The sequence below is a fragment of the Nannocystis sp. genome, from assembly GCF_016714285.1.
Lineage (GTDB): Bacteria > Myxococcota_A > Polyangia > Nannocystales > Nannocystaceae > Nannocystis.
Genome location: NZ_JADJNN010000016.1, coordinates 56377 through 83352, shown reverse-complemented (window position 1 = coordinate 83352; position 26976 = coordinate 56377). Strand labels below are relative to the sequence as shown.

Genomic DNA, 26976 nt, shown 5'->3' with positions numbered 1-26976 from the left:
TCCCATGCGCGCATGCAGCAGCACGCGACGCGGCTCTCCTGGCTCGGGTGGCTCCTCCTCGGCGCCTGCGGTGACAACGGCGGCCGCGCCGACGAGTCGGCCGGGGCGAGCACGGGCGCGGTGACCCTCACGAACCCGAGCACCGGCGAGACCGGGACGCCGACCACTGGCAGCGCCACCGGCGAGCCCCCACCGACCAGCAGCAGCGACACCGGCGCGGCCTGCAACGCCGAGCTGTGCCCCGAGGGCGAGTGCATCGCCGACGCCTGCTGCCCGATCGCCCTCGCCTGCAAGGACGTCTGCTGCGACGACGGCCAGGTGTGCTCGTTCCAGCAATGCGTGGTCCCGGGGGACACCTGCATCGACGCGACCGAGTGCCCCGAGGGCAGCTATTGCGAGTACTCGCTCGGCGACCCGGGGACCATGGGCGGCGACCTGTGCCAGGGCGGCGCCCGCCCGGCCACCGGCAAGTGCCTGCCGGCGCCCCCCGAGTGCCCGCCCGGGGTCGAGCCCGAGGGCGATGATATCGACTGCCTGGCGCAGTGCGAGGTCATGCCGGAGAAGAGCTTCGAGCCGCAGCTCAAGTACGCGTGGACCGGCGGCGACGTGATGATGCCGCCGATCGTGATCCAGCTCGACGACGACAATTGCGACCAGATCGTCGATGAGCGCGACATCCCGGAGATCGTGTTCAGCTCCTTCGAGGCCGGCGCCTACAACAGCGGCGGCACCCTGCGCGCGGTGTCGGTGAAGGACGGCGCGGTCGTCGAGAAGTGGAGCGTCAAGCCCATGGTCGACGACATCTGGGGCGGCCGCGGCATCGCCGGCGGCAACATCGACGGCCTCCCCGGCAACGAGATCGTCGCCTGCACCGCCAGCCTCAAGGCCCGCGCCTTCACGGCCGAGGGCGTCGAGCTGTGGACCTCGACCGCCGTCGGCTGCGACCAGCCGGCGCTGACCGACCTCGACGGCGACGGCCAGGTCGAGGTGCTGCTCGAGGGCGCCGTGCTCGACGGCAAGACCGGCGCGCTCGAGCTCAGCTTCGACGCGCCAGGCATGAGCTGGTGGCACAAGAAGGCGATCGCCGCCGACGCCGACGGCGACGGCGCGCTCGAGATCGTCACGACCACGCGGATCCTCGAGGCCGACGGCACGGTGCTCGCGGACTCCGGCCTCGGCGGCACCTTCCCGGCGATCGCCGACTTCGACCTCGACGGCCTGCCGGAGATCGTCGTCGTCGACAACGTCCACGGCACCGGCACCCACTTCCTGCACCTGTGGCGCTATAGCGCCGTGGCGCCGGGCAAGTTCGAGGTGCTGCGCCAGGGCCTCGACCTCAACAACGGCGCCTCGACCGTCGTCTCCTGCGGCGCCATGTTCGAGTACGGCGGCGGCCCGCCCACGGTCGCCGACTTCGACGGCGACGGCACCCCCGACGTCGGGGTCGCGGGCGCGGTCGGCTACATCGTATTCAGCGGCGCGCGCCTGATGGACCCGAACGTCGCGCCCACCGACACCGTGCTGTGGTTCAAGACCACCCAGGACTGCTCGTCCGCGTTCACCGGCTCCTCCGTGTTCGACTTCGACGGCAACGGCAAGGCCGAGGTGGTCTACGCCGACGAGCAATATATGCGGATCTACGACGGCACCAGCGGCGAGGTGCTGACCCAGGTGTGCAACACCTCCGGCACCCTGCACGAGTACCCGCTGGTCGCCGACGTCGACGGCGACGGCCAGGCCGACATCGTCGTGACCTCGAACAGCTACTCGGACCTGATCTGCCCGGTCGAGCAGATGAAGACCCAGGGCGTGCGGGTCTTCGGCGACACCAAGGGCCAGTGGGTCCGCACCCGGCGGGTGTGGAATCAACACGCGTATCACGTGACCAACATCGGCGAGGACGGCCAGGTGCCCGCGGCCGAGGCGAGCAACTGGACCGTCCCGCGGCTCAACAACTTCCGCCAGAACGTCCAGCCCGAGGGCGAGTTCGCGGCCCCCGACCTCGTGGTCTCGGGCCGCACCGAATGCATCGACGGCCTCCTCGCATTCGCCCGGGTCCGCAACCTCGGCCAGGCCGCCGTCCCCGCCGGGGTCGTGGTCGGGTTCTACGAGGGCGACCCGGACCAGGGCGGCACCCTGCTCGGCACCGGCGCGACCACCAAGCCGCTCTACCCGGCCGAGGGCCAGGACGTCGTGCTCGAGCTGCAGGTCCTGCCCGCCGGCTTCGTCGACGGCAGCCAGCCGCTGGTGCTCATCGTCGACGACGGCGACGTGCCGCACTCGTGGGTCGAGTGCCGCACCGACAACAACCGGACCGTCCTCGCCCCGGCCTGCAAGGCGATCGGCTGAAAGCCGACCCGTGCTCTTCAACTCCGTCGCATTCTTCGGCTTCTTCGCTGTTGTGTACGCGATCTATGTGGCCGTGCCGACGCGGGTGCAGAACATCGTCCTGCTGGTCGCCAGCTACGTGTTCTACGGCGCCTGGGACTGGCGCTTCCTCGGGCTCATCGCGCTCTCGACGGCGATCGACTACCGCTGCGCCCAGGCGATCGAGCACAGCGGACCGGCGCAGCGCCGCCGCTGGCTGCTGGTCAGCTTGGCGAGCAACCTCGGTATCCTCGGCTTCTTTAAGTACTTCAACTTCTTTGTCGACAGCTTCGCGGGGCTGTGCGCAGCGCTCGGCTGGTCGGTCTCGACGACCACCCTCGACATCGTGCTACCGGTCGGGATCTCATTTTATACGTTCCAGACCATGAGCTACACGATCGACGTGTATCGCGGCCGCATGCCGGCATCGCGAGATCTCACGGTATTCGCGCTGTACGTCGCCTACTTCCCGCAGCTGGTCGCCGGGCCGATCGAGCGCGCGACCCACCTGCTCCCGCAGCTCGCCGCCGCCCGCCAGCTCACGCTACGCCGGGCTGCGCGACGGCGGGTGGCTGATCCTGGTCGGCCTGTTCAAGAAGGTCGTCGTCGCCGACAACATGGCGCGGATCGTCGACCCGGTGTTCAGCGGCGACGGCTCCTACTCAGGCGCCACCGCGTTGCTGGCCGTGTACGCCTTCGCACTGCAGATCTACGCCGACTTCTCCGGCTACACCGACATCGCCCGCGGGGTCTCGAAGCTGCTGGGTATCGAGCTGATGCTGAACTTCAGGCGGCCCTACTTTGCGACCAATCCGCAGGAGTTCTGGCGGCGCTGGCACATCAGCCTCTCGCAGTGGCTCCGCGATTACCTCTACATCGCGCTCGGGGGCAACCGCGGCGGACGCCGGAAGCACCACCGCAACCTGATGCTGACGATGCTGCTCGGCGGGCTGTGGCACGGCGCCAGCTGGATGTTCGTGATCTGGGGGGCCATCCACGGTGCGCTGCTCGTGCTCCACCGCCTGTGGCTGCAGCTCGTCGGCGAGCGGGGCCTGACCGGCCTCCTGCGCCTCCTGCTGGCGCCGGTCCTCGGCCTGCTGTTCTTCCACGCCGTGTGCCTCGCGTGGATCTTCTTTCGCGCCCGCACGATCGCCGGCGCCGGCGACGTCCTGCACGCGCTCGGCACCGGCATCACGTTCGCGGCCAGCGACTGGAACACCGTCGAGTTCATCATCGTGTGTGCCGGCCCGCTGCTGTGCCTCGACCTGTGGGAGGAGCTGCACGAGCGGCGGCGCGGCGTGCAGGCGGCTGACGCCCTGCCCTTCGTGTTCACCACCCCCACGCCGTTGCGCGGCCTCGTCTACGCGATCCTCCTGCTCTCCCTCGCCGCCGCCGGCGCCCCCTCCGGCGTGGAGTTCATCTACTTTCAGTTCTGAAGCTCCCGAGCCGGCCATGTACATTTCCAACCCCGAGCCGAGCAGCACCACGAAAAGACCCCGCCGCCCCTGGGCGCTCGCCTGGACGCTTGTATGGTTGATCGGCGTCGAGGCGGCTGCGCGTCTGCTCTGGACTCCCGCGCAGGTCGGGCCCGAGCTCTACGCCAGGGTCGAGCCCTCGTTCGACTACGGCTTCGACTTCACTCGGCCGCAGTGCGAGCCCGACGACGAGGCGAAGATCACCTGCTGGCCGACCCAGTACCGGCCGATCTTCAAACAGTCCTTCGACCGTATCAAGCGCCCCAATACGATCCGCGCCTTCACCTTCGGCGGCTCGCACGCGGCCGGCGCAGGCGGCTACACCGGGGCGCTGGTCCGCCTGCTCCGGCGCACGTGCGGCGCGCGGCGCTGGGAGGGCATCAACCTCGCTGTGAAGGGCCAGGGCTCGACGCGAGCGCTCGTGGCGCTGAAGGACGCCCTGCGCCACGAGCCCGACCTGGTGATCCTCGACTTCGGCGGCACCAACGAATACGAGGACGAACGGGACCTCAACCGGCGCGCCCAGCTGCACACGAGCATCTGGAAGTTCGTCCTGACCAGCCGCGCAGTCGTCATCGGCCGCAAGCTGCTGGCCCTGCACTTCGAGTTGATGCGGGTGCCCCGGATGACCGGCGAGGGCGAGCAGGTGGCGTCCAGGAATCCCGAGAACCTGGCCCGCTGGGAGCACTCGCTCGCGGATAACTTCCGCGAGATGATCGCGCTGACCCACGGTCGTGGGATCCCCGTCGTCATCGTCGGTCGAGCATCCAGGAACGCCCACGCACCGCGTTCGCGGGATCTGGCCAGTCATCGTCTATTCCTGTCGCTGGCCAGCGACGGCGTGCTGCTCTTCGACGCCCACGCGGCGTTTCAAGCGGTCGACAGGGCCTCGCTCAAGGCACTGTTTCGCGGCAACGGCGACCACTACTCGCGCAAAGGCCATGAGCTCATCGCCCAGGGCCTCGCCGCGCTGCTCCTGCGCGAGCTGCCCGCGGCCCGCGTCTGCGACCCGCGCTGATCCGGCGTCAAGGTGAAAGAGTCACCGGCCACCGCCAGCGATCCATCAGCCTGTCTTGTCGTTCGGGTTGCGACCGCTCAGCCGCCGCGCTGATGGTCACGCTGGCGTCGTAATCAGACTCCCCGGGCCGCAGCCCCGCGGCGGTCAGGGTCGACTCGGCCGCGGCGACCGAGCCGGCCAGATCGGCCGCTGGCGCCCCCGGGGCCGCGAGGAGGGTGATGAGGGCGAGCCAGGCATGCATCGTCGCCACGGACAGCGAGGGGCCGGCGAAGTTCCGGTGGTGGCACGATTCGGCCGCGCGTGGAAATGTGAGCAGGAGCTCCGCGCCACCGCAGGGATGACGGCGGCGGAGCGGTCCTGGCGAAAACTCTGCGCCCGATTCACATTCGGGCGGCTCGCGCCAGGTGATAGCTTGCGGGCATGTTCAGCTTGCGGCGCTCCTATCGCGGGTCTCTGGTGGTCGTGCTGGCGGCGCTGAGCGCCGCGTGCCTGGTGAAGCGCGAGGCGGCGCGCAGCCTGTCCGTCGGAGAGCCCGCCCGGGCCGCGAGCACGGAGCCGAGGGTGCAGGTCGAGGTCCTCGTGGACGGCCGCGGGGAGGACGCGTCGCAGACGATCGGGACCAGCTTCGTCCCGCTCGTCAACCTGTTCCACCTCGGCGCCACCAGCCTGGTCCCCGAGCAGGACCGGGCGATCCGCTCGAGCGCGAACGGCTTCGCCACGCAGATCGTCGGCTCGCTCGACCGCGACCTCGGGGCCCTGCTCGCGCGACGCGTGCCCGGCGGCGTGTTCGTCGAGGACCTCCCGGCCAATGCACCGACCGCGGATTATGTGCTCACCGGGACGCTCGAGCGCACGGCCATGCGCTCGCAGCTCAATATCTTCCCCGGTGCGGTCCTCTCCTGGCTCGGCGTGCCCTTTCTATACACAGACTTCGAGCTGCGCTTCAGCCTCCAGCTCCATCGCTGCGGCGACCGCAAGACGGCGAGCTTCGGCAAGGTCTACGAATACTCGGGCAAGCGAGTCTCCGGGGCCTACTACAATTCGGCGGCCGCCCGCGCGCTGCTGGTCGAGGGGCTGCGCCAGACCCTCGATCTGGCCAGCGCCGACGTGAGCGCCGCGATCGCGGCGCTGGGGCCCTGCGCGGCGCCAGAGGCCGCCGGGACCGTCGCGCCGCCGGGGTGACGGCGCGCCGCCGGGCGGCCGCATGCATTCCATGCACTCCTGCGCACGGCATTCGCGCCTTCGTTGCTGATAGCGGCCCACACCAACGCGCTGCGTTCGGCACAATTCTTGCTCATGGGGTCCAGCCGCTGTGCGGGCGAAGTCGGAGGGCCTCGCTGTAGCGCCGCCCCCGAAATGTGCGATACCGAAGGCCTCGAAATGCGACGATTGGCGACCAAGGAACAGCGACGGGATGATCACGGTTGGCCCCGACATTGGACCACGATTTGGGTGGCCGTGACTGCGCTGCTCGCGTGCCAACGCGGAGGCGGCGAAACGTCAGCCACGACCGACCCGGAGACGGCCGAATCGAGCGATTCGTCTGGCTCCGGTACGACCACGGACGGGAGCCTGACCGAGGGGGACTCGTCCAGCAGCGGTAGCTCGACGACCGAGGAACCGATCGATCGGTGCGCCTGCCCTGCTGAGCTCGCACCCTCCTGCGACCACCTGGATATCGGTTGCCTGTATGGGGGCGGTGACATCTGTGAGTTCACGTGCGCAACGCCGGAGTTGGACGGTCCCGTGCTCACGTGCTGGCTCAACCTGTTCGCGTCCGGGAAAAGCGGATATCTCGAATGGACGGACTCCATCAGCTCATATGGGGGCCGAGCGGGGGCGTTCGTTCTGAATGGTGATGGTACGATTATTACCACCGAATGGACATGGTGTGACCTCGGGGGCGACGCTCTGGGTTCATTCTTGCGCGAACTGCGTCCAGATAGCTACTTTCAGGAGTGTCTCGCGCTGGTGACCGATGTCGAGCGTCTTTCGTGCCTCTCGGCTGGAATCTACGGGGGGACCTTGAGGTGTGTGTACTGCCGGAAATTGGGGACGCGATTTATCCGGCAGTGTGCCGCGCTTAGTGTGCCCGCCGCGCGGCACAACGAGCCTGCGTTCAACAGGTGCGACAAGGGCCTCGCGGACGCACCGGGCAATGATCAGGCCGGGATGCTGCACACGCCGACATCCTCGAAGCCCGGCGGGACCGGCATCATCGGGTCGAACCACTGGACGCACTCGGTCCCGTTCGGGCACACCGTGTCCTGCTTTGCGAAGTCACAGAACGGCGAGCAGCAGCCCGTCGAGCCCTTCATGCAGTCCGGCGAGGCGGCCGCGATCTTGAGGCAGATGAGGCCCTTGTCGCAGTTGTTTGCGAACTCGCAGGGGTCGTTCTGCTTGCCGCCGTCGCCCGAGGCGTCCAGGACGCACACGAATTTTTCCAGGTTTGGGATGCAGACGTCGGTCCCGTCGCAGTCCTGCAGCAGGGGGTCACACGCGGGGAGGCAGAGATTGAGCACGCCACCGTTGGCGATGGCGCACGCGAAGCCCGGGTCGCACTTGGGGGCCGCCTCGGTGCCGGTGCAGAGGGCGACGCAGATACCCTGGTTCTTGTCGTTGACGTTCCAGCACATGTTGCCCTTGGCGCAGTCGTCCATGCCGCTGACGCCGCCGCCCTCGGTCATGCACACGTCGCCGGCGATCTTCTTGCCGGTCTCCTTCACGCACTTGGTGGCGTTCCAGGCCCCGCCGCCGCCCATGGCCCACGCGACGCACTTGTCGCCGTCGAAGCAGTTCTGCGCGAAGACATCGCACTCTCCGTCGACAGGACCGGGGAAGTCGTTCGGGACGATGAACATGCTGGTGTCGGTCGCATCGCCGGTGCTGCCGACGCTGCCGGTGGTGGTGGTGGTCGGGTCGCCGCTCGAGCCCTCAGTGGGCTTGCTCGGGTCGACGCTCACGGTCGTGCCGGCGCCGGTCTCGGAGGCGCCGTCGGTCCCGCTGGTGGAGTGGGCCGCGGTGGGGTTGGTGACGCTCTCGTTGCCGCTGCCATTGTCGCCACAGCCGGCCAGGGTGAACGCGATAGCGAATAGCTGCGTGGCCGTCAGATTTTTCGTCATGATATGCCTCTCCATCTCGTCGTGAATACTGGTCGCACCGCGCAGATAGAGCGCAGGCCTATGTTCCCGAGTATCACGTCTCGGCGTCCAGCGTCACGGCGTTTCGTGCGTGCTGGCGACTCACCTACGAAGCCTCGCGCTTGTGCGCCGGGCCGCGCGGCTTTGGGCGCACAAGCCCCTACTTGCGGCCCGGCTTCTTGTCGACCTGGCGGAAGGTAATGCGCACCTTGCCCGGCCCGAGCGAGCGGCGGGCGTCCATCGCCAGGCGGTGATCGTGGCTGGCCTCATATGCCGCCGTAAACGCGGCGATCTGGGCGTTGAGCTCGGCGTCGCTGGTGTACGCGAAGTCGTGGTTGTGGGTGATCTTCTCGGGCTTCTTCGCCATCGCGGCCTCTCGGGGGGGAAGGTATCACGCGGCCATCTGGCAGTGATTCGCGGGCTTCGGCTCGCCAATCACAGGCCGCGCAGCAGCGCGAGGGCCCGGCGCGGGGCGATCGAGGCGGCCGCGAGGACGCCGCCCATCATCGCGCCGATGACCCCGACCGTGGCGACGTCGCTGCCGGCGAGGAAGAGGCCGGGGATCGGCGAGCGCGGGCGCAGGTGCGGGTTGGCGAAGCGCTCGGGGGTCGGCTCGATGCCGTAGATCGATCCTCGGGTCGGTCGCACGAAATGGTCGGTGGTCAGCGGCGTCGACAGCTCGACGTGGTCGACCATGTCGCGCAGCGCCGGCATCTTGGCCAGGAACTGCGCGAGCAGGCGGTCCTGCAGGCGCTGCTTGAACTCGTCGTAGTCGGCGCCGCGCTTGTGCCAGCGGCTGCCGAGCCAGCCGGCGAAGCGGTCCCAGGGGACGAAGGTGACGACCTCGCCGGTGTGCCGCTGCTCGGGCCCGGGGTCGTGGCTCGGGTCCTTGAGCGAGGGGAAGCTGCAGTACAGCACGGGGGCGTCGGGCATGTCCTCGGGGACATGGTCGATGCGCCAGGCGTCGGTCTCGAGGTCCCAGGTGTCGTAGAACCAGCGGTTGGCCGGGCCGGCGCCGGCGGCCCGGATGTCGCCCTTGAAGCCGAGGTAGAGGCAGACGTGGGCCGGCGCGGGGGCGAGGCGGCGGACCGAGCTGACCCAGTCGCGGGTCGCGAACTCGGGCGGGAGCAGGCGGTCGACGGTGGAGAGCACGCCAGCGGCGCTGACGATGCGGGTCGCGCGGAGCTCCTCGCCGTCGCCGAGGCGCACACCGACGGCGCGGCCGTCCTCGACGACGATCCGGCTCACGTCGGCGGAGATGCGGGTGTAGCCGCCGGCGTCGGCGACGGTCTGGAGCAGCTGCAGGGCGATCTGCTGCGAGCCGCCGACGGGGTAATAGCCGCCGTACATGAAGTGCTTGGTGACGAGGGCCTGGATCGCGAACGAGCTGCGGCTCGGCGGCGAGCCGTGGTAGGCCCACTGGGCCGCGAGCACGCTGCGCAGGTGCGGGTCCTGGGTGGTCTGCGCGAGCACGTCGGCGGTGCGCTCGGCGAAGGCCTGACGCGCCGGTCGAGCCAGCAGGCGCTCGGCGAGGCCGCCCGCGCCGGCGGGCAGCAGGCGGGCGAGGTAATAGCTGCGCATCGCGCCGGCGACCTCGCGGACGCGGTGAAGATAGCCGTCGATCGCGGCCTGCTCGCGCGGGAAGGCGTCGATGAGGTGCTCGCGGAAGCGCTGCGGTGTGTCGGGGAACTCGATGTGGAGACCGCCAGGAAAATCGAACTCGTCGTAGCTCGCGCCGAGCGAGGACCAGTGCAGGCGGTCGTCGCTGAGGTGACGCAGGAGGCGACCGGTGAGGCTGCGCTCCGTGACCTCGCCGACCGCGTGGACGCCGACGTCCCAGTGATATCCGCCAGGCCGCTTGAAGCTGTGGGTGAACCCACCGGGGACGTAGTGCTGCTCGAGCACGAGGACGCGCTGGCCGAGCTTGGCGAGCATGGCGGCGCAGGTCATGCCGCCCATCCCGGAGCCGACGACGATCGTGTCCCACGCCTGCGACGCGGGGAAATTCGCGGGGAGGCGGCGGCTCCACGGCTTGCTCGGGGTGTTCATGGCCGGGAGGGTAGCGGGTGGGCGCGCCGGCGTCAGCCCCTGTCGCTGCAACGCGGCGCCTCACTGACACCTTGCGCAGTGGTAGCATCGGGCCGCATTTTCGGAGGCGCTCGACATGACAGCAATCGACACCGTGAAGTCCTGGTCCGCGCTGGCGGTCGTGCTGGTGGCGGCCGCGAGCGCCTGTGGCGACGACGCGATCAGCACCTCGACGGCGACCGACACGGGCAGCGCGACCGGCTCGACCACGGCCCCGGCTGAATCGAGCTCCGGGACGCCGACGACGACGAGCCCGACCACCGCGGGCTCGGAGAGCATGGGCGAGACCCTCGCAACCACCACGGCGACAACGACCGCCGCGAGCGAATCGACGACGACCGCCACGAGCGACGCGACGACCAGCGGGTCGACCACCGAGCTCAGCGCGAGCACCACCAGCGAGCAGTCCACGGGGACCACCGGCGACGGCGAGCTCTGCGGTGACGGCACGGACGACGACGGCGACGGCGACATCGACGAGGGCTGCCCGTGCGCCGGGGACGAGACCCAGGCCTGCTTCCCCTTCCCGCAGGCGGGCGTCGGCGAGTGCGTGGCCGGCCTCCAGAAGTGCGTCGGCGACACCTGGGGGCCCTGCGAGGGCGCGATCGGGCCGCAGGACGAGCTCTGCGACGGGGTCGACAACAATTGCGACGCGGCGATCGACGAGACCTGCGTGTGCAAGCAAGGCGAGGTCGGGCCCTGCTACCCCGGACCCGAGGGCACCGCGGACGTCGGTATCTGCCTGTCAGGCACCCAGACCTGCGTGGTCAAGGACGGCATGGCGATGTGGGGCGCGTGCATGGATTTCGTGCTGCCCGCGGCCAACGACGTCTGCAACGATAAGCTCGACAACGACTGCGACGGACTCGTCGACGTGCAGGAGGAGAGCCTCGGCGTCTGCACCGACCAGCTGATCACGCCGCCGACGATCTGCACCGTCGACCAGCTCAAGCCGAACCTCGGCGGCCTGATCAAGACGGCCTTTACCTACAAGGGCAACGACCAGGCATTCGTGGTCCCGAACGGCGTGAAGTCGATCTGGGTGAAGCTCTGGGGCGCCGGCGGCGGCTCGTGGGACGCCAATCAGGGCGGCCCGGGCGGCGGCGGCGGCTTCGCCCTCGCCAAGCTCGACGTGACCCCGGGCGAAATGTTGACAGTCATCGTCGGCCAGCGCGGCGAGGACTCGTTCGCGCAGACGGTTATCTACGGCGGCGGCGGTCACGGGGGATTCTTCGCCGGCAACGGCGGCGGCCGCTCGGCGCTCCGGCGCGGCGCCACCGAGCTCGCCACCGCGGCCGCGGGCGGAGGCGCCGGCGGCTGCAACGTGAACCAGCCTTGCCCCGGCGGAGGCGCCGGCGGCGGGCCGATCGGCGAGGACGGCAAGGACCCGCCGCTCGGCGACATGACCTACGGGACCCGCGGCTTCGGCGGGACGCCGACCTGCGGCGGCGCCGGCGGGACGACCACCTGCGGCTGCACGCTACAAAGCGGGATGGGCGGCGGCGGCTCGCAATTTCAGGGTGGTATCACCATTCTGGGCGCCCCCGGTCAGGGCGGCGGTGGCGGTGGCGGCGGGTGGTTCGGAGGCGGCAGCGGCGGCGGCGACTGCTCGCTGAACACCGGCGGTAGCGGCGGCGGCGGCAGCAGCCGCGTCGATCCAAGTGCGGGCTGCGTGGTCGCAGGCAAGGGCATCACTGCGGCCAACACCACCGACACCGACTATATCGTCGGCACCGGCAACGGCGGGGTCCCTGGCAGCGACGGTAATCACGGGCTCGTCGTGATCTATCATTGACCCCATTCGAGCGACCGGCCGCTCGCCGATCACGCCCACTGCGGCTCGCTCTTTGAGGTATCCTCCGCAGATGCTCCCCACCCTGCGGCTCTCCGTCGTCCTGGCCCCAATCCTCGGTTGCGGCCCGGGCGGCGCCAGCTCGGCGGAGGCCGGCGGCTCGGCGACCTCGCAGGCCGGCGACACCACGAGCAGCGGAGCGAGCGGCGGCGACACCGAGTCGGCGTCCTCCACGGGGATCCCGACGGGTTCAGGCACCTCGATGGGCGGAGGCGAGGGGACGACCGCCACCTCGACCACGACGACCGCCGACGCGACCAGCTCGGTCGATGACACCGGTACATCGACCGGCGGCGCCGGTATCTGCGAAGATCCGGGCGCACCGGGCTGCACCGCTTGCGACGCGATGGGCGAGCCCCAGCGCCTGTTCGGCCTGACCTGGAACTACGCCAAGGGTGAGCCAGGCAGCGGCCTCGGCAGCGAAGAGCTGCGCTGCATCGTCCCGGAGACCGGCAGCAGCGCCCTGATCGCCGCGATCCCGGGCATGGATTGGTTGCCGGTCGGGCACAACACATACGACCCGGACGCTGCGGTCCTGTATGCGTTCGCCTTCGCCAACTCGGACAACATCACCCGTATCTTCTCGATCCAGACGATCACGGGCGACCTGCTGAATAACCCACCCGTGGAGCCGACCTTCAACTGGTCGGGTGGCATCCACGTCCGATCCGATGGCACCCTCGTCGGCGTCACCTGGAACCCCGGCGCGCTGCAGGAGGAGCTGCGGATCCTCGATCCCGCCACGGGCGTTGCGACCCTGGTCGCCGCGATCCCCGAGATCGCCACGCTCTACCAGGCGATCTACGCGTACGACCGCCTCGCCGACCACGTCTTCATGATCGGCGGCGCGAACGGCGAGGCGGGTGAGCACCTCTTCGTCATCGACGCCATGACCGGCGCGCTCATCAGTGACCCCGTATTCGCAGCGCCGCTGCCGTGGTCCAGCGGGATCTACGTGCGCGCCGACGGCCAGCTGATCGGTGTGGCGATCGACGGCATGAAGCAGCTGCAGCGGCTGCTCACGATCGACCCGACGACCGCGGAGACCGGCGTGATCGCCGAGATCCCCGATCTCGGCCCGCTGCTCCTCGGCGCCTCGGTCTACGACGAGCTCCACAACACGCTCTTCGTCGTCGACGATCAGTTCCGCCTGGTCCAGATCGACGCGACCAGCGGGGATGTCCTGGCCAGCCCGAAGCTGGCGACCCCGCCGAACCCAAGCGCCAATTACAACTGGTCCGGGGGGCTGCACATCCGCTGATCGGCGCCCGGCAGCATCTCGACGAAGCCAAGTCAAGAATGGCAATCTTCGCCGACGCGCCATGCTCCCCTTCGATCGCCGGATCTTCCTCGCCTTCATCGTCCTGTTCGTCGTCTATCAGGTCCCCGAGGGGGTCGGGCTCCGGCTCCTCGGCAGCGAGGCCGCCTTCATCGGTATGATGGTGGGCTTCCACGCCCTCGCCTGGGTCGTGGGACGGGTGGTCCTCGGCGCCCGCGGCTTCGACGCCTACGAGATGCGGCGCACGCCGGGCCTCGTACGCAACCTCGGCGTCACGCTCGCCATGGCCGCGGGCATGAAGATACTCGCCCTGATCGTCGGGGGCGCACTCGGGGTATACGCATTCACGGCGCCCGAGCGAGGACTCGGTGCCGCGCACGTCGGCGTGATGCTCGTGGCCATCGTCGCGGCCAGCTACTTCCCCTCGGCCGCCGAGGACATTGTCACGCGCGGCTTCTGGCACCGCGTCCTGCGACCGACGCTCTCGCCGGCCCGCTTCGTCGCGTTCTCGGCGCTCGTCTACGTCCTCAACCACGTCTATCGCCTGGCGAACGGGCCGCTGGAGTGGCTGATGCTGTTCTGCTTCGGCCTCGCCTACGCGACCGCGCTCGTGCGGACCGGGTCCCTGTGGCCCGCGATCGGCCTGCACTGGGGCTGGAACATCATGGGTCACGGCCTCCCGCTGCTGGTCGGCGTCGAGGTGCGCCACGACTGGGCATCGCCGCTGCTCGCCGGCGGCGCCCATCTCCTGATGCTCGCGGCGCTGCTCGCGGCTCCGGACCTGCTGGTCCGCGGGCCCGGGCCTCGCCCGAAGTAGCCGCGAACCCGTGACCACCGGGCGGTGGCATCAGCATTCGCACCTGGTCCCGTCCTTCGCCTCGCAGCGCGCGAGCGAGCGAACCGAGATGTGATCCGTTGGAGGCCGATCACCCCGGCACGCTGCAGAACGGCGGCTCGAGCACGATCTCGTTCGCCATGTCGACCACGCACTCGCTCTCCTTCGGCTTGGCGACCAGCCGGATCTGCTCGAGATCCGTCGTGACCACCGGCACCACGATCGCGTCCAGGAACTCGCCCGGCGCGAACGGCCCCGGGACGTCGATCGACGTGAGCAGCGACTCCACGCCCATCTTGGTGACATACACCTCGATCACCGCCCCCGCCAGCAGCGGCGCCCCACCGGTGTTCCCCAGCTGCACCCAGATGTTCACGATGTCCGGCCCGCCGCACTCGTTGATGCACGACTGCGGCGACAACATCTGCAGATCCGGCGCCAGCAGCCCGTCCGCCGCCGACAGGTCGCCCGACCGGAAGTTGTTGTAGCTAGCCCAATTGGCCTCCGGCTTCTCGGGCACCTCACCGTGATCGCCGATGTTCGTGATGTGGTGGTCGTGGTCGCGTAGACGGCCTCTGCGAGGCCGAATTCGGGGAGTTGTCTCGAGACAGACCAGGTTCGAGACAAAATCGAGACAAAATCGGGCCAGGAGCCCGGGATCTCACGGCCGCGGACGGGCCCGTCCACGGCTCGGTAGGCTGGGTACGGCCGACAGCCAGAGGGCCGCCTTCGGTCGACTTCACCCCATGCTGTGGCTCCCGGCGCCTCTGTCCTTCAGGCCATGTTGCGTGGTCGCGCGCCACCTCACGCCTGCCTTCAGTCGACGCCGCCCACCGCCTTCGCGGCGGCGGGGGGGCAATATACCGACGGACCGCGACCACATGCGCAGCCGCCTAGAGGCGATCCGCCGCGAACCCGCCGGCCTCCAGTCCCTCTACCACATCCGCCTGCGCCACCTCGAACCCGTCGGCCTCTACCTCTGGCCCGAGATGATGGCATGAGCCACGGCGCGCCCGCCCTTCGCCCACGACGCCGTCCAGGCGCTCCCCGATGGTCGCGTGCGCGTCCTCTTCAAGGCCGCCTGGCGCAGCGGCGCCGCCCATGCCGACATGAGCGCCGACAAGTTCATCGCCCGGTTGTGCGCCCTCGTGCCGCCGCTGGGTTTCACATGACCCGATACTTCGGTGTGTTCGCAAATCGCCATCATCTCCGGCCTCACATCATTCCGCCGTCCCCCGTTACGCTGTCTGGGCAGCAGCTCGCGCTCGGCCTCGCAGGCTCCGCGAACGACGGGCCCGACGACGACACCGAATCCTCGCCGCGGCCGCGCCGCCTCGGGTGGGCCAAGCTCCTCGCCCGCGTGTTCGCCGTCGACGTCACCGTCTGTCGCAAGTGCGGCGGCAGGATGCGCATCCTCGCGGTCGTCGAAACCGACGACGACATCGCCGCGTCCTCCACGGGGCCGGGCGCCACCGGACCCCATCCTCCCGCACAGGTCTTGTTATTCCCCGGCTGACCGCGCGCTCCGTCGCGCTCACCCCTGCATGTCGCTCGCACGCTCGGGCGGCTGAGGAGATCGCCTCTGGGCACCCCATCGTGCAACATGTTCCAGAACTCGACGACCTGGAAGCCGTCCGAGGTTGCGCTCCAGCTTCACCAACCGGCCCGCGTCGGGGGACCATGGCCCCTCGGGTACTCGACCCGCCGCCAAAATTGGCCTCAAACTCGTTAACCGCGCGATCTAGGGGTCTATTGATGTCTTTGCAACTACAAGCACGTCTTGACTCACTACTTCAAGCCTGATAGCCCCTGATAAGGAGCAGGGATCATGGCCTTTTGTCCGAAGTGTGGCACGAAGACTTCGCCTGAGCATCAATTTTGTGCGGCGTGTGGCGTCTCGTTGACGGATGCAACACCTGCAGAGCGCACCGACAGTCTTTTTAGAGGTTCAAGCTCACCACGGAAAACTGCAGCCTCGGGAGTATCTGTATGGCGAATCGCGTTCGGGGTTGTTGTTGGAGTAGGAATTTTATGGGTCTTCCTACCCGGGATCTTTGACTCTCGTTCACCGTCGATCTTTGGGTCGGAGCACAGACGAAGCCCGCTCGTCGACATGGCAGGGCCCCGGACCATCATCGACGATTCGATCAACATCAAGGAAGACCAGTACCAACACTACACCTTTGAGATAAAGGTCCCCTCAACGGTATCGCTCACCGTCACTCGTGTGAAGGGCCCCGCATTCGAAGTCTACGTCGTAGAGAAATCGGATTTTGATGAATGGAAAAACGCCGCGAACTCACTGTTCGGCGGCCAGTTTCATCACTTTCCCGACCTTTCCGGAACTGTCAACGCAAAGAACCCGTCGCATGACAGGAAAGGTACTTTGAAGGCAGGGACGTACGTCGTGATTATCGATAATACAGACTTCGGCTCGGTCTCCCCTCCGGCGAACTTCGCAGACGATGTGGTGACGGCCCGCGTCAAAGCCACGCTTGAGTGACCACGGGGCGCCGACCCTTGCCCGGACCACCTGCCGCGCGTCGAGATCGAGCTCGTGCCGCCCGAGGTGGGCCTACCTACGCGACCTCCTGTGCCTGCTGCCGTCCTGGCCCGCGCGCTGCATCCTCAAGCTCGCCCCTGGGCCTCGACCGTCTCCACAAGGATAACGGGCGGCTCGCGGCTCCGGTGCCTGGGATTAGCTGAGCTCCGCGAGCGCGCCGTCAACAGGATCATCCAAAATTGCGCTGACCGCGAAACGGATTTCCCTATGGATGTCATAGGGTTTTGACATAGCACTGAGTACAGCAGTGACCTTAATATTTTTCGCTGCCGCGACCAGATCGCGGATCTGCAACGTTGCCATGTGGTTACTACGGACACTAAGCTGAAAAGGACCGGCGCTTGTGTTTGGAGCGATGAACGGCAGTCTCCCACTCATAATATGGGACTTTCTGGCAGTCGGTCCAGTTTCTTTCACCAACCAAACCAGCTGCTCCAGAACGACGCCATGCAGACCGACGTTCTGGACGGCAAACCCCAGATTTATTTCGGACGAGGTTGTGCCGATCCATTGATTTGGGCATGCGGATGGGGGGCGCTCGATCTCCGCTGTGACTGCGCCCTTCATCAGTTCTTCCATCCGCCCGCGAAGGTCCTGTTCTCCTCCGAGAGCGCCGCGAGCTCATCGACAACCTTAAGCGCACTGGCGGAGCCCCTGATCCAGCCGGGGCGAGGGATTTCATCATCGATATAATCCTGGATCGCCAAGGGGAGGGCTTGGGAGACAGACGCCGCGAGATCCGCCAGATGATGCCACATCACAATCTTATGGCTGTCCTTCACCTCAGCCCGGAAGGCATCGATCTTAGACCGGTCTGCATCGACTTGGGTCCCTGGGGTTGCCGACAGCTCTCGAAGGAAGGCAAGCACTGGAATGCTCTTGCTCTTCGCGTAGCGATACTCCTTCTGAGTCCACGACAAACCTGAGGTGCTCTCAGTAGACCCGTATCTATGCCCAAGGATGAGTACGTAAAAATCCGACTCATCGATAGTCTTCTGAATCGTCTTCCACCCCCTATCATCTGTTGCAGGAAACGCTTCCATTCCCGCCGGGGTATTTCGCGTCTTCAGGATTGCCCACGAAACGGCGTCTCTCTCCGGATGCAGGTCGACGTACGTCGAGGACACGAAGACCTGGTACATGATCCGTTGGGCGGCCACCGCCAGACGGTACCGCTCCCACCGAACGCGCGTCAACGCGCGCGATGCGCGTCAACGCGCACGCCGCTATTGCGGCTCGGGCAACGGCGCGCGGCCGGTGAGAACTTCAATGCCAACGCCCAAGACCTGCGCCAACGCGTCGGCCTCGAGGACCTGGGGCTCGCTGGTGCCGTTCTCCCACGCGCTAAGCGTGGCTGTTCGCGGCGGTTCGCCGAGCACTTCAGGCCCTCGATAGGGCTTCCGGTCAGTGGCCGCGACCTCGGTCAGCAGGGGGCGGGTGGCGCTCGGCAGGACGCCCCCGCGATCGCCGGACGGCGGTGACCCGTCGACCAGGGCAGCCTCCGGCTCGGGGCCCGCGAGGCGGCGATCAGCTTGCCGACGCCGGAGTACGCGCCTGGCGAGATGGCGGAGAGCGACTGGTCGTCGTACCTGATCGACTTCGCCGCCGGCCGCCGCCGGGTCCACGTGTGCTCATACGTGCTCGGGTGGTCGCGGCGCAAGGCCTTCGCGATCCACGCGCACGAGGACACCCCCGAGCTGATGGAGGCGCACCGCCTGGCGTTTACGCGGCTCGGCGGCGTCGCGTCGCGCTGCAAATAGACCGCCAAAGCCGTCGTGCTGCGCTTCGAGGAGCGCGCAGCCGATCAGTCGCGCTTCATCGCGTTTGCCACCTACGAGTTTTCCCCGCACGCTGTGCCGCAAGGCTGCCCCCGAAAAACCGAGGACGGAGCGCTCTTTCTGGGAGCTTAGGCGGGGCTTCCTCAGCGTGGCCGCAACTTCTTCGACGTCGCCGACGCGGAGACAACTCGCGCGCGCAGTGGATGGACGACGTCGCCGACGTGCGGGTGCCTCGCGGCCAGCACGTTGCGATCCTCGGAGATTCGCCGAGGAGAATCGCACCTGCGGCCGCTGCCCTGTCACCCTACGACACTGCGCGCGTCATCTACCGTATCAGCGATTCGATGGGCTGCATCGCCTGGGACGGCAACCTGTACGAGGTGCCCCTACAGGCACGTCACCGATTTCTTGCCGGTGCGTATCACCTACCGGCAAGAGCCACACATCCTCGGCGCCATCGCCCTGCGCGCCTGCATCGACGGCGACCGCCTCGGTGGGTTCACATCCTCCGCCACACCTTCGCCACGCAGGCGCTCAACAACGGCGCCTCACTGAGGGAGGTCCAGGCGCTCCTGGGCCACACCAACATCGCCACGACGGGCGGTACCTGCACACCGACTCCGACAACCTCGACGAGGCCGTACTCAGGGTCGCCCGCGGTTAGCGACGACGTACTGTTCCATCCAACGCTTTGCAAACTCAGCGAGGGTCGGGATCGATTTCTTCTCTGGTTCTTGCGGCTTCTCCTCCTGCTCGGGACGGGTCGCATCGGCGAGGAAGGCGAGAGCCCTCTCGCGGGCCCACCGCTCGCTCGCGGCGCGCGAGGGCATCGGCGACTTCCATCGCCGGCGAACCTCGTGGCCTTGAACGAGCATGGTGATGTCGGCTTCCCAGGTGTTGGGTTTGTGACGGTAGGGACGAAGGTCGATCTTCGTGATCACGGCGCGTGCTCCAGTGCATGCGCCCGTTCGCCTGACAGAACGAGCGCTACCACACCCGCACTGTTGGATCCATGCCGAACTGTCACGCCACGTCGGGGTAGGACGCAAGGGGCACCAGGGATGGCCCGCTGGCACGCTTCTCACCTCATCGGCCAACCCATCCTCTGCCGCCTGCTCAAGCTCGGCGCCATCGTCAGGCCTCCACCGCCGGGGATCGCGGCTGCGGTACCCACCAGGCACCAGGCCTCACCGCGGGCGCAGCAGGCCCGGACTGCCCCATCAAACGAGGTTTGATCCCGACCCACACACACGTCCTCCGTTCCTGATATCGTCGCCCGCGATGACGACACTCTCGCTCGACGACAACGCGATGATCGAAACTGGCGGCGACGGCGTGCCCGTGCCGCCCTGGACCCACGCCCGCATCGAACAACTCGCCCGCGATGCTGTCGCAAACGGTCACCTAGTAGTCCACCTTCACGGCGGCCTGGTGACGCCCGCCAACGGCCGGCTCGGCGCCTCGCAGATGCAGCCGACATACACCGCCGCGAAGGCATTCCCGGTCGCGTTCTTATGGAACACGGCACCCCTCGCGATCGTATGCAATAACCTTGAGGAGATCGCCCGCGAGGGGTTTTTCCAACGCGCGCTTGCCCTCGTCCTCAAGTACACTGCAGGTCGCCTGCGCAACGCCGCCGATAGCCGCGCGGTCGTTGGATTTGACAACCCGTCGGACCTCGACATCGAGGCCCGACTACGCGCCCGCGCCGCCGCTGAGGAACCCTACGCGACCTCGACGGTGAGACCGACAGGCTGACCGAGGGCGACCTGCGGACATTCGAGGAGGAGGCCCAAGCCGACCCCAACCTTCGCCGAGAGCTCCGCGCGATCGTCGCACCCGACCCCAACTCGCGCGGCCTCGACGGCGGACCAGCAGCTCCAATCCCAACCCGCATGGACGGTGATTGGCTACGCGTGCTGTCCGGGGCCGACGCCGACGGCAGCCGGAGCATCGTCGGCCTGATCGCCGCGAAGAAGCTCGGCGTCGCCCTGTCCCGCGTGATCTCCCGATTCTTCACCGGCCGAGCTCACGGCGTCTACGCGACCTGCGTCGAGGAGATCGGCCGCGAGTTCTACCTGTCTGCGCTCGGGGGCAAGCTGTGGTCGCTCATCAAGAAGGAGGCCGAGGACACCTTCGAGGCCGACGACCGCGGTGGACGGATGTTCGTCAATGCACTCGCCGCGGCGTCCGCTGACCGATCCCCGCCGCGGATCACGATCGTCGGCCACTCTGCCGGCAGCATCTACGCCGGCCGCCTGGTCGTCGAGCTTGCCCGTTGTGGCCTCCACGTCGACGACCTCGTCCTCCTCGCTGCCGCCGTCCGCTACGACGTGTTCGGCCGGCACATGGCAGCCGCCGACGACCTCCTTCCATCGGCTGTTCGTCGCTTCCACTTCATCGCCCTCGACGACGACTGCGAGCGTGGCTATTGGGAGGTGCCTGGCGTCTACCCGCGCTCTCTCCTCTACCTCGTCTCGGGCGCCGCCGAGGACACCGCCGACCACCCGCTCCTCGGCATGGAACGCTTCTGGACCCGCGAGCACCTCGCCCCCGACCCGCACGTCCGCGCCATCCTTGCCCGCAGCCAGCGCCACTGGCTGGCCCGCCGTGCCGACCGCACCGTCCTTCGCCATGGCGGCCTGTTCGACCCCACCGCTGCCCCTGAGACCGTCCGCCTGCTCGCCGCCATCCTCGGAGCGACGCCATGAACTTCACGCACCCCGGCCACTACGCAGTCGTCGTCGGTATCGACCACTACAAAGAGTTCCGGCATCTCGATCATGCAGTCGCCGACGCCGATGCGATCGCCGACTGGCTCGCGGACAAGGGTGGTGTCGAGCACCTCAAGCGGGTGATCCAGACCGCCCCCGAAAAACCGATCGAGAAGGATGTATACGACGCCATCCTCGCCTGGCGCGTGCACGTCAGCGAGCGCGTCAAGACTGGTGCGCTCGCCTGGCAGAGTACACGCCTCTATCTCTACGTCTCCGGTCACGGCTACTCGCCGAGCGGCACCGACGCTGCCCTGCTCACCGGTGAGGCCCGCGACGCCGACCTTTGGCACGTCTCGTTGGCCAAGCTCCGCCAGGCTCTTAACAGGTCGCAGGATTTCCACGAGGTCGTCGTATTCGCCGACTGTTGCCGCGACGAACTCCGCGACGCCCCCGAAACTCAGGGTCCCCGCTGGCGTCGCGCGGTCAACCCGCGCCGCGGCGAGACGCGTTGGTTGTTCTGGCTGGCCGCCGCCTTCAACAGTAAGGCGTATGAGGCGACGAACGGCCAGTCTCGCGGCACCGACGACGATGGCCACGGCCATTTTACCCGGGCGCTGCTCGAGGGTCTTTATGGTGCGGCCGCGAATGGCGGCGTCATCGATTCGAACGGTCTCGCAATCTACGTCGAGGCCCGCGTCCCTGAGCTGCTCGCGGCCGCCGACGCGGCCGCAGGACGGGCCGCCGATACTTGCCGCAGTCAACGACCGGTGACCAGCAGCTCGCATCAGCACCCGATCATGTTCTGGTGCGCCAAGGGAGTCCGCCCACCTGAAAGCCAGGCTGGAGCGACGCATACCGTCGACATTCGCGGCGATGAGTCGTCTACCCTTGCGATTTTCGACCTCACCGGCCGTCTGCTGTCGTCCGCCCCAGCTCGGCTCGTCGCGCAGTTGGGCGCCGGGACCTACACCGTCCAGTGCACCGGCCTGCGCAAGCTGTTCACTGTGGACCTCATCGTCCCCGATCTTGCGCGCACCGGCACCGACGGCGTACTCCGCGTCGACTTCGATCGACCCGCCTCGATCGCTCCGGTGAACGGCAGCGTCGGATCCAACGAGACGCACCAAGAAGCCGCCCACGCGCTCGCACAACCGGTCCCCTCCATCCACGCCCCTCCTGAGGTCCCGAACCTCGCCGTAATCGTCCGGCGACGCCGAGGCGACGCCGACGGCCCGGCTGTCACGATCAATTCCGTGGCTGTGTCCGGGACCCTCCCGCTCGATGGTACTCGGAGCCACGACGGTCGCTTCGCCGGCATGTCTTGGATCGGCACGGGCAACGTCTTGGTCCGCTTCCCCGACGACCGTCGCCTCCCGCTCTGGCTCTCCCATGCCTGGATCACCTACGTCTTTACACCCGCCGACGAACGCGGCCACGCAAGCCTCGACGGCGCCTCTATCCACATGCGACGCCGCGGCGACGGCCTAGTCGCACACCGCGAAGACCCTGACACCAACGCCCTCGCCGAATACACCCTGCTCTCGCTCATCCACGGCGCACCCGCCATCACCACTGCCGATCTCGCCCGCTTGCTCGACGAGAAGTGGGCCAACCCGATGGCCGGCATCCTCGGTGCCCACGTACTGCTGCTTGAGGACCATCTCCGCGACGATCTCCTCGACGTCGTGCTCACCAACCTCGACCGGCTCGTCCCGGGCCACCCCGAGTTGCTCGGCATCCGCGCCGCCCGCTTGCGTCGTCGAGTCCGCCACGGCGTCCACACCGGCCCGCACGGCATCGATCTCACACATGCATCCTTCGCCCTTCCGACCACCTGGAACGCCTGGGACGCGCTCCTCTGGCTCGATTATATCTACGGCGGCGTCATTCCTCGCGGTACGCCTGCGTACACCCACGCTGCCGCGACCCGGCGGGCCGGGCCCTGGCTCGCCGTTCAGCCCGAACCGGCCAAATCTATCAGCTTCGGGACGGATCTGCAGCCTGACTTCGGCGAACGTGTGAGCCAACGCGTACGCACATGGGCGACCGAGGCCGACACCAAGGACCCGGTCGATATCGCCGTCGGCACCGGCCTCCCCGTTGCCGTCGTGGAGCGCGTGCTTCTCTCCATGCGGTAGGCCACCGCCCCGCGCTGGACTGGGCGATGGCCACGAACGCGTGGGCGTCCGGCAACCCCACGCCGAGCTCAGCAGCCAGGCGCCCGCGCGGGTGTGCGTCTGGCCGCGCTGGACCCGGCGAGTGCCGTGGATATAGAGCCGGTCCCGTACTAGACACCGCACGCCGAAAATGTCCATACTTCGCGGAAGAATGCCGGCATCGACCGAGCTAGAGGTCCATTTTTTTCAAGACCCGAGCGGTGACTGGTGTTTCGGCGCGCTCGCACGGTTCCCGGATCGAACACGGGAGGCCGGCCCGGAGGTACTCCGCTTGGACCTCGCAGAGCTGAGGGCGGCAGAGCTGAATCCCGAGCGATACGGGAGACTGCTCGCGGACGCGCTCTTCTCGGCTCCAGCGATTGCCGCGCTCATATCGGAGGTGCGGACGGCGGCGATCGCAGCTTCGCTGCCCCTCGAGCTTCGGTTGAAGATCCCAGCCGACGCGACCGAGTTGCACGCACTACGATGGGAGCGCCTGTGGACCAATGACGAAGGGCCCCTCGCAGCGAGTGAACGCGTCCTGCTCACGCGCTGCGTCGACTGCCCGTCAGGCTCACCGCTGGACCCTCGTCCCAAAAACGGTATGCGTGCCCTCGTCGTCGTCGCCGCTCCAACCGACCTCGCGGATTACCCTCTCGCCCAAATCGACGCCACCTGGTGGGCTCGCCAGGCCCGCGAGCAGTTGGGCAGCATCTCCACGGTGCTCCTGGCCGCACGTGGCCAGGCGACCCTCGCCAACATCGGCGAACGGCTCGCCGATGCCGACATTCTCTACGTCGTTTGCCACGGAACGATCAACCGCCAGGGCGCCCACCTCTGGCTGGAGCAGGAAGATGGGCAGTGCGACACGGTCCCGGCCGAGAGATTCGTCGAGCGTATTAAGGCGGCATCGCGGCTGCCCAGGCTCGTCGTCCTTGTCTCGTGCCATAGCGCTGGCGCCGGCGATCCGGACACATTCGCCTCGGCCGTGGGCCCCGCGCTCGCCCGGGCGGGCGTTCCGGCCGTCATCGCCATGCAGGCTAGACTTAGCTTGGCCACTGCGACCGCGCTAATGCCCCCGCTGTTCCGGGCGTTGACCCGACACGGTCGCGTTGACCGTGCCCTGGCGGCCGCCCGCGCCGGTGTCCTGGCGTTGCACCGCCCCGATTGGTGGGTTCCAACCCTGTTTATGCGCGACAAGTTCGCCGGATTGTGGGCGCCGGCCCCGTCAACGAGGAGCATGAGGACGCGGCGTTGATGATGACGCTCCAGGAGCGCTTCGCACGCGATCTTCGCGGCTGGTTGCAACCTCGCTACACGCCGGATCTGCACCGATCCGGCGTGCTCGAGGCTGATCTGCGCGTCCGCCTGTTCGGCCCGCAGGAGGATCCCGGGCTCGTGGCGACCGCGAGGCGCCTCGTCGAGATCGTCGAACGAGCCCGCGCGGCGCTCGACCAGCTCACGCGCCACCCGGCCTTCCTTGCGCTGGACGACGCCGAGCCCATGCGACTAAGCGGCGCCGGGTGGCTGGACGTCGTGCTCGCACGACAGGCACGCGTCCTGGATGCGCTCCGCACCCAAACCACGTTCCCGTTGGTGGTCCCGACCGACAACGAACCCACGGTAGCGCCGGAGCTCACTTCGCTGCTCCGGCTGCTCGGGAGCAACAAGGGTCACCGTACGACCGAAAAGATAGAGCGCTCGCTCCACGCGGTGCTCACCCCGATCGATCGACGCCGCTTGTTCGAGCGGCTGCGAGCGTATGGCTTGCCGGTCCTATACTACGCAGATCCCGGGGCCGGCAAGACCCACGCCCTGGCCCGAGCGGTCGAGGAGAGCCTTGCGAATGGAGTGCCGACGCTGCTTCTGCGCGCACGGGAACTTGACCCACGTCAGGATTGGTCGAAGCTCCTCGGGGACGCGCTCGAGCGACCGGGCGCCCCGCTCCATGCGCTCCTCACGGCAATGGATCGTGCGGCGGCCAGTCGCCAGGGCAGGCCGCGCCGATTGCTGATCGCGCTCGATGGCCTCGACGAATCGCGACACCGGGCGCAGTGGGCCGAGCGGCTGCGCGAGCTCGCTACGCTGACAACCCGGTGGCCCGAAGTGCTGTTCGCCGTCAGCACCCGTACGCACCTCGCCGAGACACTGGACGACATTGGCGCCGTCGCTCGCGTGCCTCTCGGCAAATCGAACGCGCCGCTGCGCGAGGTCTTCAGGGCCCACTGTGAGGCGAGCCACATTCATACTCCACCGTGGCTGCGCTGGGCCCTAGTGGATCCGCTGTCCATCCGCCTGTTCGCGGATCTGTTTCGTGGCCAGGATCTGAAAGACCGTCCGCCCTTCGATCTTTCCTTGACGGGGCTGATGGCCAGAAAGCTCGAACAGGTCGAGGCTACGGCGCGCGTGACCGACGCCGACGGCTGGGATGAACGCTGGCGTCCCGTACGCGCGTTGCTCCGTATCCTTGCCCGCCTAAGCCTCGGCCGGGATGACCCGATCCCGATCCTCGAGGTGACGAAAGCGTGCGAGGACGACACCGATCTGCTCCGTATCTCCAGCCAGCAACATGGCCATATCCTCGCCCACTGCCGCGATGAGGGACTGCTGCTCCAGACCATCGTCGTCCCACAGGACAGGTACGCCGACGACATCGAGTGCTGGGAGCCGGTGTATCAACCGCTAACGGACTTCCTAATCGCACGCGAGATTGTCCGGGAGATCGAGGTGAGCGGGGGGCAACCTCGGATCCCGTCTTCCATCGCATATCGCTACGATATCTATATCCTTGTCGCAGAGATGCTCACCGCTGGCGGCCATAGGATCTTCGAGGAACACCTGTGGGCGGAGGATCTCGACGAGGTTGAGCGGGAAGACCTGCAGTTGAGAGGATTGATCGCCGCGTCATCCGAACACGCGAGGACGTTCGCACCGTTCGTCAGGGATATCTTCCTGCGGGACAGGTCAGGATGTCTGCGCGTCGTGGAGCTGTTGGTCGTGCCGACCCTCCGCCGGGAGCATCCGTTCGACGCTCGCTTCGTCCAGGAAGTGCTCGCGCGGATGTCGGTCGCCGACCGGGACCTGCGGTGGTCCGGACCTCCCGGCCTCGATTCGGACAACGACGAGATCTGGGCAGGCCACGCCGTGTTCCCCCGGTCGAGCTCGAGGACGAGGAATCGTGGCACATGACGCCGCTCCTGCTCGCATGGCGGTTGACCTCGGTGGAAAGCCGCGTCCGTGGCGAGACCCGCGGGGCGCTCGCCCGGTGGGGCGCAAGGTCCCCCGGGGAGCTGCTCGAATTATTGCGGGCGACCGTCACGACGAACGACCCGCAGATGCTCGCCGAACTCCTGCGGGTCGCGTTCCATGCGGCGATGCTTGTCCACACCGGCGAGGAGTGGCGATCGCTCGGCGCCTGGACGGTGGAGACGTTCATGACACCCGCCTCGCCGCAGTATACCGACGACGTGGTCGTCCGACGCGCGATCAGCGGGCTGGTCGAGCGCTTGGCCGCATGTGGGGTCACGGTTGATGAGTGGCTCGAACGCGTACGTCACCGCCCGATCGACCCCGACCGACTCCTCCGCTGGACCGCGGTATCGCTGCGCACGACCTGGCTGGGATCCCGCGAATCCTGTTCACGACGACCTGGCGAACTACGTCGTGCCCGGCGCGTTTCGAGTTCTTCCAGACGCCCCCGCACTACGT

25 protein-coding genes and 1 pseudogene are annotated in these 26976 nt (G+C 67.8%); 16 read left to right on the top strand and 10 right to left on the bottom strand.

The window, feature by feature from the left end; all coding sequences use genetic code 11:
• The first annotated feature begins 12 nt into the window (after window positions 1-12).
• Window positions 13-2349, top strand: a complete 2337-nt coding sequence (locus tag IPJ59_RS25225) for an FG-GAP repeat domain-containing protein (RefSeq protein ID WP_293273641.1) — start codon at window positions 13-15, stop codon at window positions 2347-2349.
• Window positions 2350-2529: 180 nt separating this feature from the next.
• Here the strand turns inward: IPJ59_RS25225 and IPJ59_RS25220 are convergent, their stop codons facing one another.
• Window positions 2530-2712 (bottom strand): hypothetical protein, encoded by a 183-nt coding sequence (locus IPJ59_RS25220; protein ID WP_293273640.1) that lies wholly within the window; start codon window positions 2710-2712, stop codon window positions 2530-2532.
• 272 nt (window positions 2713-2984) lie between these two features.
• Here IPJ59_RS25220 and IPJ59_RS25215 point away from each other — a divergent pair, with 272 nt between their 5' ends.
• Both IPJ59_RS25215 and IPJ59_RS25210 read left to right on the top strand, forming a co-directional pair.
• The gene (locus IPJ59_RS25215) at window positions 2985-3803 is read left to right on the top strand and encodes an MBOAT family O-acyltransferase (RefSeq protein ID WP_366524678.1); all 819 of its coding nucleotides are present in this window, start codon (window positions 2985-2987) and stop codon (window positions 3801-3803) included.
• Between the two features lie 16 nt (window positions 3804-3819).
• Entirely contained in the window at window positions 3820-4860 is a 1041-nt protein-coding gene (locus IPJ59_RS25210) for an SGNH/GDSL hydrolase family protein (RefSeq protein WP_293273639.1), read from the top strand.
• Between the two features lie 7 nt (window positions 4861-4867).
• Here IPJ59_RS25210 and IPJ59_RS25205 read toward each other — a convergent pair whose 3' ends face one another.
• Window positions 4868-5101 (bottom strand): hypothetical protein, encoded by a 234-nt coding sequence (locus tag IPJ59_RS25205; protein ID WP_293273638.1) that lies wholly within the window; start codon window positions 5099-5101, stop codon window positions 4868-4870.
• A 179-nt stretch (window positions 5102-5280) separates the two neighbouring features.
• Between IPJ59_RS25205 and IPJ59_RS25200 the strand changes: the two genes are divergently transcribed.
• Window positions 5281-6042, top strand: coding sequence for a hypothetical protein (locus IPJ59_RS25200; RefSeq protein ID WP_293273637.1), 762 nt, complete (start codon window positions 5281-5283; stop codon window positions 6040-6042).
• Between the two features lie 980 nt (window positions 6043-7022).
• Here the strand turns inward: IPJ59_RS25200 and IPJ59_RS25195 are convergent.
• From IPJ59_RS25195 to IPJ59_RS25185, 3 genes are all read right to left on the bottom strand, one after another.
• Window positions 7023-7982 carry a ribulose phosphate epimerase gene (locus tag IPJ59_RS25195; protein WP_293273636.1) on the bottom strand — a complete coding sequence of 320 codons (960 nt, stop codon included), beginning with the start codon at window positions 7980-7982 and terminating at the stop codon, window positions 7023-7025.
• A 178-nt stretch (window positions 7983-8160) separates the two neighbouring features.
• Window positions 8161-8367, bottom strand: coding sequence for a hypothetical protein (locus IPJ59_RS25190; protein WP_293248334.1), 207 nt, complete (start codon window positions 8365-8367; stop codon window positions 8161-8163).
• A gap of 68 nt (window positions 8368-8435) precedes the next feature.
• Entirely contained in the window at window positions 8436-10049 is a 1614-nt protein-coding gene (locus IPJ59_RS25185; protein ID WP_293273635.1) for a phytoene desaturase family protein, read from the bottom strand.
• A gap of 115 nt (window positions 10050-10164) precedes the next feature.
• Here IPJ59_RS25185 and IPJ59_RS25180 point away from each other — a divergent pair, with 115 nt between their 5' ends.
• The 3 genes from IPJ59_RS25180 to IPJ59_RS25170 all read left to right on the top strand — a co-directional run bounded on the left by IPJ59_RS25180 (window position 10165) and on the right by IPJ59_RS25170 (window position 14036).
• Window positions 10165-11883 carry a glycine-rich protein gene (locus tag IPJ59_RS25180; RefSeq protein ID WP_293273634.1) on the top strand — a complete coding sequence of 573 codons (1719 nt, stop codon included), beginning with the start codon at window positions 10165-10167 and terminating at the stop codon, window positions 11881-11883.
• A gap of 70 nt (window positions 11884-11953) precedes the next feature.
• The gene (locus tag IPJ59_RS25175; RefSeq protein WP_293273633.1) at window positions 11954-13201 is read left to right on the top strand and encodes a hypothetical protein; all 1248 of its coding nucleotides are present in this window, start codon (window positions 11954-11956) and stop codon (window positions 13199-13201) included.
• A gap of 61 nt (window positions 13202-13262) precedes the next feature.
• Window positions 13263-14036, top strand: a complete 774-nt coding sequence (locus IPJ59_RS25170; RefSeq protein WP_293248322.1) for a CPBP family intramembrane glutamic endopeptidase — start codon at window positions 13263-13265, stop codon at window positions 14034-14036.
• A 109-nt stretch (window positions 14037-14145) separates the two neighbouring features.
• Here IPJ59_RS25170 and IPJ59_RS25165 read toward each other — a convergent pair whose 3' ends face one another.
• On the bottom strand, window positions 14146-14574 hold the full coding sequence (locus IPJ59_RS25165) for a hypothetical protein (RefSeq protein ID WP_293273632.1): 429 nt from the start codon (window positions 14572-14574) through the stop codon (window positions 14146-14148).
• 666 nt (window positions 14575-15240) lie between these two features.
• On the opposite strand from IPJ59_RS25165, the gene IPJ59_RS25155 reads away from it, so the two are divergent.
• Window positions 15241-15570 (top strand): hypothetical protein, encoded by a 330-nt coding sequence (locus IPJ59_RS25155; RefSeq protein WP_293273631.1) that lies wholly within the window; start codon window positions 15241-15243, stop codon window positions 15568-15570.
• A 312-nt stretch (window positions 15571-15882) separates the two neighbouring features.
• The gene (locus IPJ59_RS25150; RefSeq protein WP_293273630.1) at window positions 15883-16557 is read left to right on the top strand and encodes a zinc ribbon domain-containing protein; all 675 of its coding nucleotides are present in this window, start codon (window positions 15883-15885) and stop codon (window positions 16555-16557) included.
• Window positions 16558-16752: 195 nt separating this feature from the next.
• Here IPJ59_RS25150 and IPJ59_RS25145 read toward each other — a convergent pair whose 3' ends face one another.
• The 3 genes from IPJ59_RS25145 to IPJ59_RS38105 all read right to left on the bottom strand — a co-directional run bounded on the left by IPJ59_RS25145 (window position 16753) and on the right by IPJ59_RS38105 (window position 17996).
• Window positions 16753-17196 (bottom strand): hypothetical protein, encoded by a 444-nt coding sequence (locus IPJ59_RS25145; RefSeq protein ID WP_293273629.1) that lies wholly within the window; start codon window positions 17194-17196, stop codon window positions 16753-16755.
• The gene (locus IPJ59_RS25140) at window positions 17184-17759 is read right to left on the bottom strand and encodes a DUF4062 domain-containing protein (protein ID WP_293273628.1); all 576 of its coding nucleotides are present in this window, start codon (window positions 17757-17759) and stop codon (window positions 17184-17186) included. The genes IPJ59_RS25145 and IPJ59_RS25140 overlap by 13 nt, the downstream gene beginning before the upstream one ends.
• Before the next feature lie 84 nt (window positions 17760-17843).
• Complete coding sequence (locus tag IPJ59_RS38105; protein WP_366524677.1) at window positions 17844-17996, bottom strand: helix-turn-helix transcriptional regulator; 153 nt, start codon at window positions 17994-17996, stop codon at window positions 17844-17846.
• A gap of 153 nt (window positions 17997-18149) precedes the next feature.
• Here IPJ59_RS38105 and IPJ59_RS25135 point away from each other — a divergent pair, with 153 nt between their 5' ends.
• On the top strand, window positions 18150-18377 hold the full coding sequence (locus IPJ59_RS25135) for a hypothetical protein (protein WP_293273627.1): 228 nt from the start codon (window positions 18150-18152) through the stop codon (window positions 18375-18377).
• Between the two features lie 518 nt (window positions 18378-18895).
• Window positions 18896-18994 (top strand): annotated as a pseudogene (locus IPJ59_RS38100) (tyrosine-type recombinase/integrase); the annotation flags it as partial.
• Window positions 18995-19039: 45 nt separating this feature from the next.
• Here IPJ59_RS38100 and IPJ59_RS25125 read toward each other — a convergent pair.
• Window positions 19040-19336, bottom strand: a complete 297-nt coding sequence (locus tag IPJ59_RS25125; protein WP_293273731.1) for a hypothetical protein — start codon at window positions 19334-19336, stop codon at window positions 19040-19042.
• Between the two features lie 340 nt (window positions 19337-19676).
• On the opposite strand from IPJ59_RS25125, the gene IPJ59_RS25120 reads away from it, so the two are divergent.
• The 5 genes from IPJ59_RS25120 (at window position 19677) to IPJ59_RS25100 (ending at window position 26457) form a co-directional block, all read left to right on the top strand.
• On the top strand, window positions 19677-20153 hold the full coding sequence (locus IPJ59_RS25120) for a hypothetical protein (protein ID WP_293273626.1): 477 nt from the start codon (window positions 19677-19679) through the stop codon (window positions 20151-20153).
• A gap of 137 nt (window positions 20154-20290) precedes the next feature.
• Window positions 20291-21106, top strand: coding sequence for a hypothetical protein (locus tag IPJ59_RS25115; protein ID WP_293273625.1), 816 nt, complete (start codon window positions 20291-20293; stop codon window positions 21104-21106).
• On the top strand, window positions 21103-23250 hold the full coding sequence (locus IPJ59_RS25110; protein ID WP_293273624.1) for a caspase family protein: 2148 nt from the start codon (window positions 21103-21105) through the stop codon (window positions 23248-23250). Before IPJ59_RS25115 ends, IPJ59_RS25110 begins: the two co-directional genes overlap by 4 nt.
• A gap of 310 nt (window positions 23251-23560) precedes the next feature.
• On the top strand, window positions 23561-24526 hold the full coding sequence (locus tag IPJ59_RS25105) for a CHAT domain-containing protein (RefSeq protein WP_293273623.1): 966 nt from the start codon (window positions 23561-23563) through the stop codon (window positions 24524-24526).
• Window positions 24481-26457, top strand: coding sequence for an NACHT domain-containing protein (locus tag IPJ59_RS25100; RefSeq protein WP_293273622.1), 1977 nt, complete (start codon window positions 24481-24483; stop codon window positions 26455-26457). The genes IPJ59_RS25105 and IPJ59_RS25100 overlap by 46 nt, the downstream gene beginning before the upstream one ends.
• Window positions 26458-26976: the final 519 nt, after the last annotated feature.

Bases quoted from the DNA above. Each gene is read 5' to 3' on its own strand.
- IPJ59_RS25150 (WP_293273630.1), top strand. From the start codon at position 15,883: ATGGCCTTTTGTCCGAAGTGTGGCACGAAGACTTCGCCTGAGCATCAA.
- IPJ59_RS25170 (WP_293248322.1), top strand. From the start codon at position 13,263: ATGCTCCCCTTCGATCGCCGGATCTTCCTCGCCTTCATCGTCCTGTTC.
- IPJ59_RS25115 (WP_293273625.1), top strand. From the start codon at position 20,291: ATGGACGGTGATTGGCTACGCGTGCTGTCCGGGGCCGACGCCGACGGC.
- IPJ59_RS25215 (WP_366524678.1), top strand. From the start codon at position 2,985: ATGGCGCGGATCGTCGACCCGGTGTTCAGCGGCGACGGCTCCTACTCA.
- IPJ59_RS25225 (WP_293273641.1), top strand. From the start codon at position 13: ATGCAGCAGCACGCGACGCGGCTCTCCTGGCTCGGGTGGCTCCTCCTC.
- IPJ59_RS25110 (WP_293273624.1), top strand. From the start codon at position 21,103: ATGAACTTCACGCACCCCGGCCACTACGCAGTCGTCGTCGGTATCGAC.
- IPJ59_RS25190 (WP_293248334.1), bottom strand. From the start codon at position 8,367: ATGGCGAAGAAGCCCGAGAAGATCACCCACAACCACGACTTCGCGTAC.
- IPJ59_RS25175 (WP_293273633.1), top strand. From the start codon at position 11,954: ATGCTCCCCACCCTGCGGCTCTCCGTCGTCCTGGCCCCAATCCTCGGT.
- IPJ59_RS25195 (WP_293273636.1), bottom strand. From the start codon at position 7,982: ATGACGAAAAATCTGACGGCCACGCAGCTATTCGCTATCGCGTTCACC.
- IPJ59_RS25220 (WP_293273640.1), bottom strand. From the start codon at position 2,712: ATGTCGAGGGTGGTCGTCGAGACCGACCAGCCGAGCGCTGCGCACAGC.
- IPJ59_RS25145 (WP_293273629.1), bottom strand. From the start codon at position 17,196: ATGGAAGAACTGATGAAGGGCGCAGTCACAGCGGAGATCGAGCGCCCC.
- IPJ59_RS25180 (WP_293273634.1), top strand. From the start codon at position 10,165: ATGACAGCAATCGACACCGTGAAGTCCTGGTCCGCGCTGGCGGTCGTG.
- IPJ59_RS25200 (WP_293273637.1), top strand. From the start codon at position 5,281: ATGTTCAGCTTGCGGCGCTCCTATCGCGGGTCTCTGGTGGTCGTGCTG.
- IPJ59_RS25140 (WP_293273628.1), bottom strand. From the start codon at position 17,759: ATGTACCAGGTCTTCGTGTCCTCGACGTACGTCGACCTGCATCCGGAG.
- IPJ59_RS25120 (WP_293273626.1), top strand. From the start codon at position 19,677: ATGACGACACTCTCGCTCGACGACAACGCGATGATCGAAACTGGCGGC.
- IPJ59_RS25210 (WP_293273639.1), top strand. From the start codon at position 3,820: ATGTACATTTCCAACCCCGAGCCGAGCAGCACCACGAAAAGACCCCGC.
- IPJ59_RS25185 (WP_293273635.1), bottom strand. From the start codon at position 10,049: ATGAACACCCCGAGCAAGCCGTGGAGCCGCCGCCTCCCCGCGAATTTC.
- IPJ59_RS25205 (WP_293273638.1), bottom strand. From the start codon at position 5,101: ATGCATGCCTGGCTCGCCCTCATCACCCTCCTCGCGGCCCCGGGGGCG.